Genomic DNA, 14929 nt, shown 5'->3' on the forward strand with positions numbered 1-14929 from the left:
CGCCAGCCGCCGCATCGCGGCCATGCCGAATTCCCACGACAGCTTGCGCCCCATCACCGTAGTTTGCTATCCGGATGCTGGAACCCGGATACTGGATCGGAATGAACCGGATGACTGAAGTTGGTCTGACGCCTCATCAGGTCTTCCAGCAGGCGCTCGCCCATCAGAATGCCGGCGAGCTTGATCGGGCCGAGCATCTTTACGGCTTCCTACTCGAATGCTTTCCCGATAATCCGGACGTCAATCACAATATGGGAATGATTCAAGCCCTGAAGGGTCGTCCGGCCCGGGCGCTGCCCTATCTGAAGCTCGCTGTCGCCGCCGGGCCGGATAACGTCGAATATGGCCTGAGCCTGGCGGGCGTCCTCATTCAGATGGGCTACATGGACGACGCCCTGGAAATGGCGCGGGGGATGCAGGCGGCCATTGGCGGCGATTCCCGCCTGCTGGACCTCATCCGCCGGAATGAATCCAGGCCGTGGTTTCCCGTCCTTCAGGGAGTCCACGCTCCCGAGCGGCAGGCTTACATGAGCGCCCTGGTCCACATGCAACGGCGCGGACAGGGGCCGATCCGCATTCTGGAGGTCGGCAGCTTCATGGGCGCGTCGCTGATGACCTGGGCCACCGCGGTCGAGCGCCTGACCGACCGTCCCGCCGAAATCTGCTGCATCGACCCCTGGGACGGGGGGGATCTCGGCCAATACGATTACGGCGGCAGCATCGGCCAATACCTGGAGGACGGGACCGCCCATCGGGTGTTTCGCAATACTCTCAAATTCATTCCGGACCGGGTGGTGGTGACCGAAATGCGGGGGCAAAGCCAAGAGATGCTGCCGACCCTGGCGGGACGGCGTTTCGACCTGATCTATCTGGACGGCTGCCACCTTCACCCCGAGGTGCTTTGCGATCTTCAGGCCTGCGACGGAGTGCTGGCCGAGGGCGGGGTCATCTGCGGCGACGATCTGGAACTGCAATTGCACCAAGTGGACGGAGCGCTCGCCCTGGCCAACGCCCGCAAGGATTCGGTCGGGTGCCCTGGCGGCGATGGGATATTCCATCCCGGCGTCACCCTTGGCGTCGGCCGGTTCTTCGGACCGGTCAGCGTCTATCGCGGTTTCTGGGCCATGCGCAAGGCGGCGGGGGGATATGAACAGGTCTCCATGGCCGGCGCGGTGGGGATGATTCCGTATCACTGGCCAGAGGAATTCCACGACATGGTTCGGCGCAATATCGGTGCCGACGGCCTGTTGGCCGGATTATTGTGAATGGTGAACTATCCATGGCGGTATCCATGAATGTCGTGACCACCCCGCTTTCCGGCCTGCTGGTGCTGGAACCCCGCAGCTTCGGCGATTCCCGTGGCCATTTCTACGAAAGCTGGAGCGATCGCCGCTATCGCGACGCCGGTATCGCCGAGACCTTCGTGCAAGACAATGTCTCGGTATCCAGCGGCGCGGTGATCCGCGGCTTTCACTTCCAGATCCGCCACCCCCAGGGCCAGCTGGTCTGGCTGACCGAGGGACGCATCCTCGACGTCTGCGTCGACATCAGGCCCGATTCCCCCACCTTCGGCCGCTGGGAGAGTTTCGAACTGGCGGCGATGCCGGTTCGCCAGATCTACATGCCGCCCGGCTTCGCCCACGGCTTCGCCCTGCTGAGCGAGCGGGCCACCGTCCATTACAAATGCACCGATTACTACCACGCCGACGACGAGGGCGGCATCGTCTGGAACGACCCCACCCTGGCGGTGCCGTGGCCGATCGCGTCCCCCACCGTCTCGGCCCGCGACGCCGCCTTTCCCACCTTCGCCGAGGTGGCCCGGCGACTGGGGCGGGCATGACCTCGCCCGCCGTGGCCGCCGCCGACTATGCCGGCAGAAACGTGCTGGTCACCGGCGCCAGCGGTTTCGTCGGTGGCAGCATCGTCCGCCACCTGCTGGGCACCGGCTGCCGCATCCGCCGCCATGCCCGCCGGTCGCTGGCGCCGCTGGATTGCTGGTCCCTGGGCGATTCCAGCGATGATCCCATGGCCCAGGCCACCTGGGACGAGGCGCTGGACGGCATCGACGTGGTGTTTCACTGCGCCGCCCAGACCAGCGTCTATCAGGCGGCGGCCGACCCGGTCGGCGACCTGGAGGCCAATGTGGCCCTTTCCCTGCGTCTGCTGGAGGCCGCCCGCCGGCAGCCGCGGCCGGTGACGGTGATCATGGCCAGCACCGCCACGGTGTTCGGGCTGCCGGAATCCCTGCCGGTGCGGCATGGCGACCGTCCGGCGCCGGTCACCGCCTACGACGCCGGCAAGCTGGCGGCGGAAGGCTATCTGGCGCTGTACGCCCGGCTGGGACAGATCAGCGGCGGCGCCCTGCGGCTGGCCAACGTCTACGGCCCCGGCCCGTCGTCGTCGACGGCCGATCGCGGCGTCCTCAACAAGGTGGTCCAGAAGGCGCTGGCCGGTGGTCCGGTGACGGTGTTCGACGACGGCCGCTGGGTGCGGGATTACGTGTTCATCGATGACGTGGTCGCCGCCTTCCTGCTGGCGGGCAGTCATGGCGAGGCGCTGGCCGGCCAGGCCTGCCTGGTGTGTTCCGGCGCCGGAACCACCGTCGCCGAGGCTTTCCGTCTGGCGGTCGAGGTGGTGGCCGAACGGACCGGCCGACCGCCGGCGGCGGTGGAGAGCGTTGCCTCGCCGGCCGGGCTGTCGGCCATCGAGTTCCGTGATTTCGTCGGCACCTGGGATGCGCTGGCGGCCGCCACCGGCTGGCGGCCGCTCACCGGTCTGCGCGCCGGGATCGGAAAGACCGTCGACGACGCCCTGACCCGGACGGTTCGATGACCGAAAGGCTGCGGCTATTGCTGGCGACGGCCCTGGAGGCCCACCAGCGGGGGGATGCGGCCGGGGCGCTGGAGGCGGGGCGGCAACTGGCGGCGCTGATGCCGGCCGAGGCGTTTCCCCTTCATTTCCAGGGGGAGGTGCTGGCCGGTCTCGGGCGGTTGCCGGAGGCGCTGGAGGCTTTCGCCCGCGCTGCCGAACTGGCCCCGGCCGAGCCGTCGCACCGGCGCGCCCTGGCGCTGGTGGCGATGAGCGCCGGCCACCCCGGCCTCGCCGCCCGGCACCTGGGAGCCCTGGCGGCGCCCGAACCCGCGGACATGGCCAATCTGGCCGATGCCCTGGCCGCCGCCGGTGATGCCGAGTCGGCGGTGGCGGCCTATGGGCGCCTGCTGGAGCTTCGGCCCGATTCCGTCGATGTGCTGGTGGCCCTGTCCGGTCAGCTGATCGCCCTCGGTCGCCATGCCGAGGCGGTGGCGGCGCTGGACCGCGCCCTGATCCTGGCCCCCGACGATCCCGACGCCCTTACCAACCTGGCCCTGGTCCGGCTGGCCGGGGACGAGCCGGAGCGGGCCGAGGTCCTGGCCCGCCGCGCCGCTGGCCGCCCCGATCCCGGCCTTGCCGCCCTATTGGCGCTGGCCAGCGCGCTTCAGCGCCAGGGGCGCGGCATCGAGGCGCTGGAGGTGGCGGAGACGGCGGCCGGACGGGTGGGGCGGGACGAACCAAATGCCGCGGCGGCGCTGGCTTCCAGTCTTGCCGCCCTTGGGCGCGCCGACGAGGCGGCGGGTCTGCTGCGCCGGTCGCTGGCGGCCCATCCGGCGGCGAGCGACCGTCTGGTCGAGCGGCTGCTGTTCGTGCTGCCTCACCTGGAAGATGCCGTTCCCGCCGATCTGCTGGCGCTGACCGGCCTTCTGGACACGCCGGCGCCGACGCCGGCGACGGTGGCGGCCGAGACCCGGTGGCGGGAGGGCGAGCGGCTGCGCATCGGCTATCTGTCGCCGGATTTTCGCGGTCATGCCCTGGCCTATTTTCTCGCTCCGCTGCTGGAGGGGCACGACCGCCGCCGGGTCGAGGTGGTGTGCTATTGCGAAACCCGCGTCGAGGACGCCTGGACCGAGCGATTCCGGCGCCAGGCCGATGTCTGGCGGGTCAGCCTGGGGCGGTCGGACCGGGAACTGGCCGAGCGTATCCGCGCCGATGGCGTTCATGTCCTGATCGATTGCGCCGGACGCACCGCCGGCAACCGGCTGGGGGTGATGAAATGGCGGTCGGCGCCGGTGCAGGGAAGCATGCTGCTGGGGGGCGGCATGACCACCGGCCTTGCCGGCCTCGACTTCATCCTGACCGATTGCCGCCTGTCGCCGCCGGGCGGCGAGGATGGATTCGCCGAGCCGCTGTTGCGCCTGCCCCACGCGGTGGCGCCGTTCGCCCCCGACCCCGCCTGGCCGGAGGTCTTTCCCATGCCGGACCGGCCGGTGTTCGGGTGCCTGGCCAATCCGGCCCGGCTGAATGACGGCCTGCTGGCCTGCTGGCGGCGGATTTTGGATTCCTGCCCCGGCTGGTCGCTGCTGCTCGCCCATCCCGCCTATGCCGGCGCCGGGATGGCGGCATACTGGCGCGGCCGGCTGGATGCGGCGGGTCTGGCCGGGCGCGCCGAGCTGCGTCCGCTGGGACCGAACTGGGCCATGGACGTGTATGGCGAGGTGGCGATCATTCTTGACACCTTCCCGGTGTCCGGTGCTACTACCTCGCTCATCGGCCTGTGGATGGGGGTTCCCGTGGTATCCCGCCACGGTTCCGCGCCGTGGCAGCGCTTCGGTCTCGCCATTCTGTCTGATATCGGCCTCGGCGACCTGTCGGCGGCCGGGGCGGACGGCTACGTGGACGCGGCCCGCCGGCTGGCGGAAGACCGCGACCGTCTGGCCGTTCTGCGGGCGGGCCTGAGGGAACGGTTGCGCCGCTCGCCGCTGTGCGACACGGCGGCGCGGGCACGCGACGTCGAAGACGCCCTGCTCGGCCTCATGCGTCGGCGCGGCACCAGGGGGGAGGAAGGACGAGCATGAAGGGAATCATCCTGGCGGGCGGCATGGGAACGCGGCTGGCGCCGGTGACGCTGGCGGTCAGCAAGCAGCTTCTGCCCGTCTACAACAAGCCGATGATCTATTATCCATTGTCGGTGCTGATGCTGGCCGGCATCCGCGAGATCGCCATCATCACCCGGCCCGACAATCAAGACAGCTTCGTCAACCTGCTGGGCGACGGCTCCGCCTGGGGCATCTCGATCACCTATATCAAGCAGGAACGCCCCGAGGGGTTGCCGCAGGCCTTCGTCCTGACGCGGGATTTCATCGGCGGCGACCGCTGTTCCCTGATCCTGGGCGACAACATATTCTTCGGCCACGGCCTGCCGGAACTGCTGGCCGAAGCCATGGCCCAGCAATCGGGCGCCACCATCTTCACCTATGTCACCCGGACGCCGGAGGCCTATGGCGTGCTGGTGCGCGACGGCCGGGGCGATCCGGCCGACGTGGTGGAAAAGCCGAAGGTTCCGGTTTCCAACGAGGCGGTGACCGGCCTTTACTTCTTCGGTCCCGAGGTGTCGGACATGGCCGCCGCCCTCAAGCCGTCGGTCCGGGGCGAGACCGAGATCACCGACCTGATCCGCGCCTATATCGGCCGGGGCGATCTGGTGGCGCAGCAGATGGGGCGCGGCTATGCCTGGTTTGATTCCGGCACCCACGAATCGCTGCTGCAATCCTCGATCTTCGTCCAGGCCATCGAGGAGCGCCAGGGGCTGACGGTGGCCTGCCCGGAAGAGATCGCCTACCGCAAGGGCTTCATCGACCTGGATGGATTGCGGCGCTGCGCCGACGGGCTCGGCAATGGCAGCTATGGCCTGTACGTCCAGGGGCTGTGCCGGGCGTTCGGCTCGGGCGCGGGGGAGTGAGGCGGACATGAACGGTTCCTCCGTCGCCGACCTGATCCGCCAGGGTGTCGCCGCCCATAACCGGGGCGACCTCGGCATCGCCGAGACCCTGTACCGCTCCGCCCTGGAGCAGGACCCCAATTCCGCCGACGCCATGCACCTGCTGGGCCTCATCGCCCACGCCACCGGCCATCTGGAGGAAGCCGCCGACCTGATCCGGGCCGCCATCTCGGTCAATCCGGCCGTCGCCGCATATCACAGCAATCTCGGCAACATCCATCTCAGCCGCAAGCAGCCCGCCGCCGCCGAGCGCTGTCTTCAGCAATCCCTGGCGCTGGACCCGGATTTCGCCGCCGCCTACAACAATCTCGGGCTGACCTATTCGGCCCAGGGACGGTTTTCCGAGGCCGCCGACAGCTTCCGCCGGGCGGCGGCGCTTCAGCCCGGCCTGGGCGAGGCATTCAGCAATCTGGCCAACGCCTTGAAGGATCAGGGATTGCTGGCCGAGGCCGAGGAGGCTGCGCGGGCCGCCATCTCTGGGCAGCCCGGCGACCCGGACCACAAGGCCCGCCTCGCCCGCATCGTCGAGATGCAGGGGCGTCACGCCGAGGCCGCCGCCCTGGCCGAGGCCGCCCTGGCCGAGACGCCGAATTCCGCCGCCCTGCTGCTGGCCCACGGCATCGCCATGCTGGGTCTGGGGCGTCCGGTCCGGGCCACCCAGGACTTCCAGCGGGCCATGACCATGCCGACCCAGATGGTGGAGGCCCCGGACTACCTGCGCGAGGCCATCTCGCGCCAGCCCGGCGACGATGAGCATTTCGCGCGGTTGCGCTCGGCCCACGAATCCGGCCGGATCAGGATCGAGATCGATACCGAGAAGCTGAGGGATTCCCACGCTCCCTTCCGGGTGGAATTCTACGATACCCGCGCTTTCATCCTGGTGTTCGGCTGCTGGGTCGGCGCGTTCGCCTTCCTGCCGCTCTGGCCGGCCCTGGCGACGGCGGGGACGGTCAGCCTCGGCCACTGGCTGTTCGGCCGCGGTTACGTGCGGCGTCTGATGCATGCCTATGCCCTGGACAAGGTGGTCGGCAGTTCGCGGGTGTGGGATCAGGTCTGGCAGGTCGGCGCCATCTCGTTGCGCGATACCGTCGACGGCGGCGTGGTCGATTCGCCAAAGGGCAACTGGCGGCTTCTGGTCGAGGATATATCGGTCGGGAACCGGGTGCCGGCCTGATATCCGGCAATCCGGGAAAAACCCCGCCATTGGAAGGGGGCTCGCCGCATGCTATGGTCCGGCCGCTATCGCCAGCCGCCACGGTCATGCCCTTGAGCAAGCAAAAGATTTCCTTCGATCATTCCACCATGGTCCTGGTCCGCCGTCTTGTCCGCGAGGGGATGCGCCCCTATCTGGGCAAGGTGGTGCTGGCCGTCGTCTGTATGGTGGTGGGCGCGGCGGCCAATGCCGGCTACGCCCTGCTGATGGACCCGGTGGTCAACAAGATATTCACCGAGCGCCAGCCGGAATTCCTGCTGCCGCTGGGGCTGGCGGTTCTGGGAACCTTCGCGCTGAAATCCGCCTGCAATTACGGCGAGGCGGTGCTGCTGTCCAAGGTCGGCCTCAGGGTGATCGCCGACATGCAGTCCCGACTGTTCGCCCATCTGATGCGGCTCGACGTCGCCTTCTTTCACAGCAATTCCACCGGCCGCATCCTGTCGCGGATGACCAACGACATCTCGCAGATGCGCTTCGCCGTGTCGGACGCCCTGACCGGGGCCGGCAAGGACGCCTCGTCGCTGGTGTTCCTGGTGGGCGCCATGTTCTATCAGGACTGGCGGCTGTCGCTGTGGACCTTCTTCGTGTTTCCGCTGGCCATCCTGCCCATCGCCAAGCTGGGGCGGCGCATGCGCAAGGTCACCGACAACACCCAGGAACATCTGGGCCAACTCACCACCTATCTGGAACAGGCGATCCAGGGCATCCGGGTGGTCAAGGCCTACGGCATGGAGAATTACGAGAAGGCCAAGGTCGGCTCGCTGGTCGAGACCCTTCAGGACCTCACCTACAAGGCCGCCCGCGTGCGCGCCGCCTCGTCGCCCATCATGGAATTGCTGGGCGGCGTCGCCATCACCGTGGTGATCTTGTACGGCGGTTCGCGCGTCATCGGCGGCGAGACCACGCCGGGCGCCTTCTTCTCGTTCATCACCGCCCTGATGCTGGCCTACCGGCCGCTGAAGTCGCTGGCCTCGCTCAACACCAATCTTCAGGCCGGCCTGGCGGCGGCGGCGCGCACCTTCGCGGTGCTGGACGCGCCGCCGGTGATCCAGGACCGTTCCGGAGCCGCCGACCTGGTGGTGCTGGAGGGCAATGTCCGCCTGGAAGGGGTGTTCTTCACCTATGACGGCAGCCGTTCGGTGCTGGACGGCATCGACCTCGCCGTGCCCGGCGGCAAGACGGTGGCCCTGGTCGGGGCGTCGGGGGCCGGCAAGTCCACGGTGCTGAACCTGCTGCCGCGCTTCTACGACGTCACCGACGGCCATGTCCTGATCGACGGCCAGGACGTGCGCGACGTCTCGATGGCGTCGCTGCGTTCCAAGATCGCCCTGGTCAGCCAGGAGATCACCCTGTTCGACGACACCATCCGTGCCAACATCGCCTATGGCCGTTTCGGCGCCAGCGACGAGGAGATCGAGACGGCGGCCCGTTTGGCGGCGGCGCACGACTTCATCGTCAGCCTGCCCGAGGGCTACGCCACCGTGGTGGGCGAACGCGGCCTCAACCTGTCGGGCGGCCAGCGCCAGCGCCTGGCCATCGCGCGGGCCATGCTGAAGAACGCCCCCATCTTGCTGCTGGACGAGGCCACCAGCGCGCTGGACACCGAATCCGAACGCCAGGTTCAGGTCGCGCTGGATCACCTGATGAAGGGGCGCACCACCATCGTCATCGCTCACCGCCTGTCCACCGTGGTCAACGCCGACCTGATCCATGTGCTCGATCGTGGCCGGGTGATCGAATCCGGCGACCATGCCACCCTGATCGCCCAGGATGGAATCTATGCCCGCCTCTACGCCATGCAGTTCGCCGACGAGCCCGTCGCCGCCGCATCCGGTCCGTAGGGGGCGGCCATGGGGCTGGCCAAGCGCATCGGCAAGAGCGAGAGGCTGCGGGGCCTGCTGTGCTGGCTGGGTTCGCTCTACATCCGGCTGGTCCACGCCACCGGCTGGTGGCGAGTGGTCAACGGCGGCCATGCCGAGAGGCTTTGGAACGAGGGCAAGCCCTTCATCCTGGCGTTCTGGCACGGCCGCATCCTGATGATGCCCCATAGCTGGCGCCGTTCGGTGCCCATCCACATGCTGATCAGCCAGCATCGCGACGGCCAGCTGATCGCCCGCACCGTCGCCCATTTCGGCATCGCCACGGTGGCGGGGTCCACCACCCGGGGCGGCAGCGCCGCGCTGCGCGCCATGCTGAAATTCCTTAAATCGGGGGAATGCGTCGGCATCACCCCGGACGGTCCCAAGGGGCCGCGCATGCGAGCCTCAAGCGGCGTCGTCAACGTCGCCCGGCTGGCGGGCGTGCCGATCCTGCCCGCCAGCTTCTCGGCCCGGCGGCGGAAGCTGCTGGGCAGTTGGGACCGTTTCGCGGTGGCGCTGCCGTTCTCGGCCGGCATCTTCGTATGGGGCGATCCGGTCGAGGTGCCGCGTGACGCTTCCGATGGGGACCTGGAGCGGCTGCGCCTGGAGGTGGAGGCCCGCCTCAACGCCATAACAACCGAGGCCGACCGCCTGATGGGGGTGGAAACGCCCGAGCCGGCGCCCGCGCCGATTCCGGGGGACGAGGCATGATCCACCGCCTCTATCGTGGACTGACCACCCTGGGCGGGCCGCTGATCAGCCTTTATCTCGACCGTCGCCGCCGGCGTGGGAAGGAGGACGCCCAGCGCTTTCCCGAACGCCTGGGGCGGGCGGGACGGCCGCGCCCGGCCGGTCCGCTGGTGTGGATACACGCCGCCTCGGTGGGGGAATCGCTGTCCATGCTGCCGCTGGTGGAACGGCTGTGCGCCCGCCGGCTGTCGGTGCTGCTGACCACCGGCACCGTCACCTCGGCCCGGATGATGGCCGAGCGCCTGCCCGAGGGGGCGATGCATCAATACGTGCCGGTGGACCGCATGGCCTATGTGCGCGGCTTTCTCGACCACTGGCGGCCCGATCTGGCGCTGTGGGCGGAATCCGAGTTCTGGCCGAACCTGCTGGCCGAAAGCCGCCGGCGCGGCATTCCCCAGGTGCTGGTGCAGGGCCGCGTCTCGGCCCGGTCCTTCGCCGGCTGGAAGCGGGTTCCGGGCTTCATCCGCAAGCTGCTGTCGGGATTCGATCTCTGCCTCGCCCAGACCGAGGAGGATGCCCGCCGGCTGAGGGTGCTGGGGGGCCGCGACGTGCGCTGTCTCGGCAATCTCAAATACGCGGCGCCGCCGCTGCCCGCCGACCGGGACGAACTGGCGCGGCTGGAACGGGCGGTTTCCGGCCGGACAATCTGGCTGGCCGCCAGCACCCATCCCGGCGAGGAAGGCATCGTCGCCGAGGCTCACATCGCCCAGGCGGAGCGCTTTCCCGGCCTGCTCACCATCATCGTGCCGCGCCACCCGAACCGAGGTCCCGACATCGCCCGCGAATTGCTGGCGCTGGGACTGTCGGCGGCCTTGCGCTCGACCGGAGAGCTGCCCCATGCCGGCAGCCACGTCTACGTGGCCGACACCATGGGTGAACTGGGCCTGTTCTACCGGCTGGCCGACATCGTCTTCATGGGCAAGAGCCTGACGGTGGGCGGCGGTCAGAATCCGTTCGAGCCGGCCCGCATCGGCGCCGCCGTGCTGTTCGGTCCGGCCATGGACAATTTCCCCGACATGGCCCCGCGCATGATCGGGGCCGGCGCCGCCCTGATGGTGGCCGACGGCGCCGCCCTGGCCGCGACGCTGGGTCGGCTGCTGGCCGACGAGGCGCTGGCCGCCCGGATGAAGCGGGCCGCCCTGGCGTGGTCGGCGGCCGAGGCCGGCGTGCTCGACGCGGTCGAGGCGGCCCTGTCGCCGACCCTGGACCGGCTGGGGGAGGCTCATGCGCGCCCCTGACTTCTGGCATGGCGATACCCCGCTGTCGCGGCTGCTGGCGCCGCTGGGCTCGGTCTATGCCTGGATGGTGGCGCGCCGGCTCGACCGGGCCGATGAATACCGCCCGGCGGTGCCGGTGATCTGCGTCGGCAACATCGTCGCCGGCGGCGCCGGCAAGACGCCGGTGGTCATCGCCCTGGCCCGGCTGCTGCTGGCGGTGGGACGCCAGCCGCATCTGCTGACCCGTGGCCATGGCGGCACCGAAATCGGGCCGCGGGCGGTGGACCTGGACCGTCACGACCATGTCCGGGTGGGGGACGAGCCGCTGCTGCTGGCCGAGACCGCGCCGACCTGGGTCGCCCGCTGGCGGCCCGACGGCGCGGTGGCGGCGGTGTCCATGGGGGCCGACATCATCGTCATGGACGACGGCTTCCAGAACGGCTCCATCGCCAGGGACCTGTCGCTGGTGGTGGTGGACGGCCCCTATGGCTTCGGCAATGGCCGGGTCATTCCCGCCGGCCCCTGCCGCGAACCGGTGGAGACCGGTCTGGCACGGGCCGACGCCATGGTGATCGTCGGCGCGGACAAGACCGGCGCCGCCGCCCGGGCCGAGGCGGCCGGGGTGCCGGTGCTGCGCGCCCGGCTGGTGCCGGGACCGGAAGCCGCCGGGCTGATGGGCCGCAAGGTGGTGGCCTTCGCCGGTATCGGCCGGCCGGGAAAGTTCTTCGAAACCCTGAAATCCTGCGGAGCCCACCTGGCGGCAGCCCGGAGCTTTCCCGACCACCATCCCTATTCCCGCGCCGAGATCGAGGCGCTGCTGGCCGAGGCCGATGCCATCGGGGCCGTGCCTGTCACCACCGCCAAGGACCGGGTCCGCCTGCCGGCCGATCTGCGCCAGCGGGTCTCGGTCCTGACGGTGTCGCTGGACTGGGAGGCCTTGGGCTTGCTATCAGCTCTGCTCGACCGGATCGGAGTGAGGGCATGAAGCGTTTCCGTCAGCGCCTGGAGGCCATGGCCGCCCGCGCCATCTGGGCGGTTTTCGGCCTACTGCCGCTGGACGTGGCCTCGGCCCTGGGCGGCTGGCTGGCCCGCATGGTCGGGCCGCGGCTTGGCGTCAACCGCATCGCCCGCCGCAACCTCGCCCGCGCCCTCCCCGACAAGGGCGAGGCGGAGATCGCCGCCATCCTGCGGGGCATGTGGGACAATCTGGGCCGGGTGGCCGGGGAATTCCCCCATCTGGAGGAAATCGCCGCCACGCGGGTCGAACTGATCGGCGGCGAGTACATCGACCTGCTGCGCGACGACGGCAAGGCCGGCATCTTCATTTCCGGCCATGTCGGCAATTGGGAACTGGGTGGGGCGGTGGCGGCGGTACGCGGCCTGAACCTGCATCTGGTCTATCGCGCCGCCAACAATCCGTGGATCGAGGACCTTTACCGCAAGGGGCGCAAGAGCGCCGCGGTGGCGCTGATCCAGAAGGGTTCGGAAGGGGCGCGCCAGGCGCTGCTGGCCCTGAAGAAGGGCAACCATCTCGGCATGCTGGTCGACCAGAAGATGAATGACGGGGTGCCGATCCCGTTCTTTGGCCGCGACGCCATGACCGCCCCGGCCGTGGCCCAGTTCGCCACCCGCTTCAAATGCCCGCTGGTGCCGGCCAGGGTGGAGCGGCTGAAGGGCGCCAATTTCCGCGTCACCGTCTATCCGCCCATGGAATTCCCCCATACCGAAGACGGCCACGACGACAACCGGCTGCTGCTGACCCGCATCAACGAATTGCTGGAATCCTGGATTCGCGAGCACCCCGACCAGTGGCTGTGGGTGCATCGGCGCTGGCCGGAATGAGCGGCCTTACCGCCTATCTCGCCGCCGAGGGGTTCGAGGCCGACCTGCGCGCCGAACTGGGGTCTCTGGCCGGTGAATATGGCCGGCTGCTGCTGGCCGATGGGCCTTTCCGCCCGGCCGCCTGGGCGCAGAATGTCTGGCTCGATCCGGTCCGGCTGGAGGTCGCCTCCATCGGCGAGGCGGCCAGGGCGCTGAAAGCCATGCAGCGCAACTGGTGGCCCTACCAATTCCATCTGCACCGCCGCACCGCCCTGTTGGTGGACAAGCTGCCCAAGGTTTCGGCCCGGCCGCTGGTGTTCGGCCAGCCGGCCCCCACGGCGCCGCTTGGTTCGTTCGCATGGCTGGACGAGCACACCCTGTTGGCCGCGCCCACCTGTTCCAGCCCGTTTCCCAATGGCGAGGCCGCCTTCGTCGAGGATCGCGAGGCGCCGCCCAACCGCGCCTATCTGAAGCTGTGGGAAGCCCTGACCCTGGCCGGGCGGATGCCGGAACCGGGCCAGACCTGCCTCGACCTCGGCGCCAGTCCTGGCGGCTGGACCTGGGTGCTGGCCGGGACTGGCGCCCGGGTGATCAGCGTCGACAAGGCCCCCTTGGCACCGGCCATCGCCGCCCTGCCCAACGTGGAGTGCCGCCAGGGCAGCGCCTTCGGCCTGGAGCCGGCCGAAATCGGGCCGGTGGACTGGCTGTGCTCGGACGTGATCTGCTACCCTGAGCGGCTGTGGCGGCTGGTGGAGCGCTGGCGGCAATCGGGACTGGCGCGCAATTTCATCTGCACCCTGAAGTTCCAGGGCGACACCGATCACGCCACGGCGCGGCTGTTCGCCTCGGTGCCGGGTTCGCGCCTGCTGCACCTTGCCCACAACAAGCACGAACTGACCTGGATGCTGCTGGGGTAATGCCCGCCCCGGACGTCAGAACAGATAGTTCATGACGCTGCCCGGCTTGACCGAAGCGGGCGAGGTGACGCGCAGGTTTTCCTCGTAGCTGCCGATGCCGCGCATGACGTCGGTGAGGAATAGCCGGGGCGTCTCGGATTCCCGCTCGGTCAGCGCGTCGAGGCTGAAGCCTCCGCTTCGCGCCAGCAACGGCGTGAAGCCCTGGCGCTGTTCGCGCTGCTGGCGGCGGCCGTCGGGGTTGAGGGGAGTGTTTTCCTGCCGGAAATGCAGGATGCTCTCTTCATTGACGCCGATATGCTGGGCGAAATCGATCTTCTCGACATTGGCGCGGGTCGCCGACGCGACATTGCGGCCGCCGGCGCCGACATACGATGCCGCCGCTACCGCCGATGCCGCCGCCGATCCGATTTTTTGCGCGCTCAATGCCATTGTCGTAGCCCAGACAGGGTCCACCTACACTAATCCACCCATTAATGTAGGGCGGTTAAGGGGAAATTTAAAGAAAATTCGGGCCGATGCGGTCGGCGGGGGCGTCAGAACCCCTGATCGGTCAGCCAGGCCAGGGTCTTGTCGGCGGCCGGCCGCCACCATGCGGCGTCGAGCATCAATCCGTGGGGGGCGTCGGCCATGATCTCCAGGTCGGCGCCGAAATAGGCGGCGGTCTCGAACAGGGCGAAACCGGGGACCAGCACGTCGCGGTCGCCGCCCAGCACCAGGATCGGCGGCCGGTTGGACGGGTGGGGCAGGCGCGGCCGGGCGGGGTTGATCAGTTCGACGCAGATGGCGTGGGATTCCTGCTGGAAGCGGGGCATCAGGTGGGCGACCGCCTCGGCGGGGGTGGCGTCGGAGAACAGGGCGCGGCGGATCACCTCGCTCTTGACCGCCGAGGGGCCGATGCTTTGCAAGATGCCCAGCTGCATGTAGACATCGGGCGAGAACAGCGACAGATGCAGGGCCGACGACGCCAGCCCCGAGGGCGGCACGCTGGACAGCAGCACCGCCGCCCCGACTCCCGCCGCGGGGCCGGCGGCGAGGCAGTGTTGCACCACCAGCCCGCCCAGGGAATGGCCGATCAGGATGCAGTTGCCGTCCACATGATCCATGGCGGCATGGACGTCGGCCACGTAATCGTCGAGGGTGGCGCTGTTGAAGCGCCCCTCGCTGTCGCCGTGGCCGCGCAGCGACACGGCAAGGCTGGGAAAGCCCGCCTCGGCGAAAAAAGGCATGAAGTGCTCGGCCCACACCCAGGCGCCGCAATAGGAGCCGTGGACGAACAGGATGGTCGGGCGCGTGGCCGGCGTCGGAGCGGACGGGCGGCAGGACAGGAGTTCCAGGTTCAA

Annotated in this window: 14 protein-coding genes; 12 read left to right on the top strand and 2 right to left on the bottom strand. The window is 69.1% G+C overall.

Annotated features, from left to right (window positions below):
* Nucleotides 1-110 precede the first annotated feature (110 nt).
* From MTBSS4_RS09705 to MTBSS4_RS09760, 12 genes are all read left to right on the top strand, one after another.
* Nucleotides 111-1265, top strand: a complete 1155-nt coding sequence (locus tag MTBSS4_RS09705) for a class I SAM-dependent methyltransferase (protein ID WP_173983203.1) — start codon at nt 111-113, stop codon at nt 1263-1265.
* A 26-nt stretch (nt 1266-1291) separates the two neighbouring features.
* Nucleotides 1292-1840: a dTDP-4-dehydrorhamnose 3,5-epimerase gene (rfbC, locus tag MTBSS4_RS09710; RefSeq protein WP_173983204.1), complete on the top strand. Its 549-nt coding sequence runs from the start codon at nt 1292-1294 to the stop codon at nt 1838-1840.
* Nucleotides 1837-2832 (top strand): NAD-dependent epimerase/dehydratase family protein, encoded by a 996-nt coding sequence (locus tag MTBSS4_RS09715; protein ID WP_173983205.1) that lies wholly within the window; start codon nt 1837-1839, stop codon nt 2830-2832. Before rfbC ends, MTBSS4_RS09715 begins: the two co-directional genes overlap by 4 nt.
* On the top strand, nt 2829-4889 hold the full coding sequence (locus MTBSS4_RS09720; protein WP_173983206.1) for a tetratricopeptide repeat protein: 2061 nt from the start codon (nt 2829-2831) through the stop codon (nt 4887-4889). The genes MTBSS4_RS09715 and MTBSS4_RS09720 overlap by 4 nt, the downstream gene beginning before the upstream one ends.
* Nucleotides 4886-5773, top strand: coding sequence for a glucose-1-phosphate thymidylyltransferase RfbA (gene rfbA, locus MTBSS4_RS09725; RefSeq protein WP_173983207.1), 888 nt, complete (start codon nt 4886-4888; stop codon nt 5771-5773). The genes MTBSS4_RS09720 and rfbA overlap by 4 nt, the downstream gene beginning before the upstream one ends.
* 7 nt (nt 5774-5780) lie before the next feature.
* A complete protein-coding gene (locus tag MTBSS4_RS09730) occupies nt 5781-6986 on the top strand; it encodes a tetratricopeptide repeat protein (RefSeq protein ID WP_173983208.1) in 1206 nt (401 codons plus the stop codon).
* Between the two features lie 86 nt (nt 6987-7072).
* Nucleotides 7073-8866 (top strand): ABC transporter ATP-binding protein, encoded by a 1794-nt coding sequence (locus MTBSS4_RS09735; protein WP_173983209.1) that lies wholly within the window; start codon nt 7073-7075, stop codon nt 8864-8866.
* 9 nt (nt 8867-8875) lie between these two features.
* Nucleotides 8876-9595, top strand: a complete 720-nt coding sequence (locus MTBSS4_RS09740; protein WP_173983210.1) for a lysophospholipid acyltransferase family protein — start codon at nt 8876-8878, stop codon at nt 9593-9595.
* Nucleotides 9592-10872: a 3-deoxy-D-manno-octulosonic acid transferase gene (locus MTBSS4_RS09745; RefSeq protein WP_173983211.1), complete on the top strand. Its 1281-nt coding sequence runs from the start codon at nt 9592-9594 to the stop codon at nt 10870-10872. Before MTBSS4_RS09740 ends, MTBSS4_RS09745 begins: the two co-directional genes overlap by 4 nt.
* Nucleotides 10859-11836, top strand: coding sequence for a tetraacyldisaccharide 4'-kinase (gene lpxK, locus MTBSS4_RS09750; protein WP_173983212.1), 978 nt, complete (start codon nt 10859-10861; stop codon nt 11834-11836). The genes MTBSS4_RS09745 and lpxK overlap by 14 nt, the downstream gene beginning before the upstream one ends.
* The gene (locus MTBSS4_RS09755) at nt 11833-12693 is read left to right on the top strand and encodes a lysophospholipid acyltransferase family protein (RefSeq protein WP_173983213.1); all 861 of its coding nucleotides are present in this window, start codon (nt 11833-11835) and stop codon (nt 12691-12693) included. Before lpxK ends, MTBSS4_RS09755 begins: the two co-directional genes overlap by 4 nt.
* Entirely contained in the window at nt 12690-13589 is a 900-nt protein-coding gene (locus MTBSS4_RS09760) for an SAM-dependent methyltransferase (RefSeq protein WP_173983214.1), read from the top strand. Before MTBSS4_RS09755 ends, MTBSS4_RS09760 begins: the two co-directional genes overlap by 4 nt.
* Before the next feature lie 15 nt (nt 13590-13604).
* Here the strand turns inward: MTBSS4_RS09760 and MTBSS4_RS09765 are convergent, their stop codons facing one another.
* Both MTBSS4_RS09765 and MTBSS4_RS09770 read right to left on the bottom strand, forming a co-directional pair.
* On the bottom strand, nt 13605-14018 hold the full coding sequence (locus tag MTBSS4_RS09765) for a hypothetical protein (protein WP_254432467.1): 414 nt from the start codon (nt 14016-14018) through the stop codon (nt 13605-13607).
* 104 nt (nt 14019-14122) lie between these two features.
* Nucleotides 14123-14929 carry an alpha/beta hydrolase gene (locus MTBSS4_RS09770; protein ID WP_173983216.1) on the bottom strand — a complete coding sequence of 269 codons (807 nt, stop codon included), beginning with the start codon at nt 14927-14929 and terminating at the stop codon, nt 14123-14125.

Origin of the sequence: Magnetospirillum sp. SS-4, assembly GCF_902729425.1 — a bacterium.
In the GTDB taxonomy this organism is placed as follows: Bacteria; Pseudomonadota; Alphaproteobacteria; order Rhodospirillales; family Magnetospirillaceae; genus Phaeospirillum.

Excerpts from the sequence above, each read along its gene's own strand:
- rfbC (WP_173983204.1), top strand. The coding sequence starts at position 1,292 with ATGAATGTCGTGACCACCCCGCTTTCCGGCCTGCTGGTGCTGGAACCC.
- rfbA (WP_173983207.1), top strand. The coding sequence starts at position 4,886 with ATGAAGGGAATCATCCTGGCGGGCGGCATGGGAACGCGGCTGGCGCCG.
- MTBSS4_RS09745 (WP_173983211.1), top strand. The coding sequence starts at position 9,592 with ATGATCCACCGCCTCTATCGTGGACTGACCACCCTGGGCGGGCCGCTG.
- MTBSS4_RS09735 (WP_173983209.1), top strand. The coding sequence starts at position 7,073 with ATGCCCTTGAGCAAGCAAAAGATTTCCTTCGATCATTCCACCATGGTC.
- MTBSS4_RS09740 (WP_173983210.1), top strand. The coding sequence starts at position 8,876 with ATGGGGCTGGCCAAGCGCATCGGCAAGAGCGAGAGGCTGCGGGGCCTG.
- lpxK (WP_173983212.1), top strand. The coding sequence starts at position 10,859 with ATGCGCGCCCCTGACTTCTGGCATGGCGATACCCCGCTGTCGCGGCTG.
- MTBSS4_RS09765 (WP_254432467.1), bottom strand. The coding sequence starts at position 14,018 with ATGGCATTGAGCGCGCAAAAAATCGGATCGGCGGCGGCATCGGCGGTA.
- MTBSS4_RS09730 (WP_173983208.1), top strand. The coding sequence starts at position 5,781 with ATGAACGGTTCCTCCGTCGCCGACCTGATCCGCCAGGGTGTCGCCGCC.
- MTBSS4_RS09720 (WP_173983206.1), top strand. The coding sequence starts at position 2,829 with ATGACCGAAAGGCTGCGGCTATTGCTGGCGACGGCCCTGGAGGCCCAC.
- MTBSS4_RS09705 (WP_173983203.1), top strand. The coding sequence starts at position 111 with ATGACTGAAGTTGGTCTGACGCCTCATCAGGTCTTCCAGCAGGCGCTC.
- MTBSS4_RS09760 (WP_173983214.1), top strand. The coding sequence starts at position 12,690 with ATGAGCGGCCTTACCGCCTATCTCGCCGCCGAGGGGTTCGAGGCCGAC.
- MTBSS4_RS09715 (WP_173983205.1), top strand. The coding sequence starts at position 1,837 with ATGACCTCGCCCGCCGTGGCCGCCGCCGACTATGCCGGCAGAAACGTG.
- MTBSS4_RS09755 (WP_173983213.1), top strand. The coding sequence starts at position 11,833 with ATGAAGCGTTTCCGTCAGCGCCTGGAGGCCATGGCCGCCCGCGCCATC.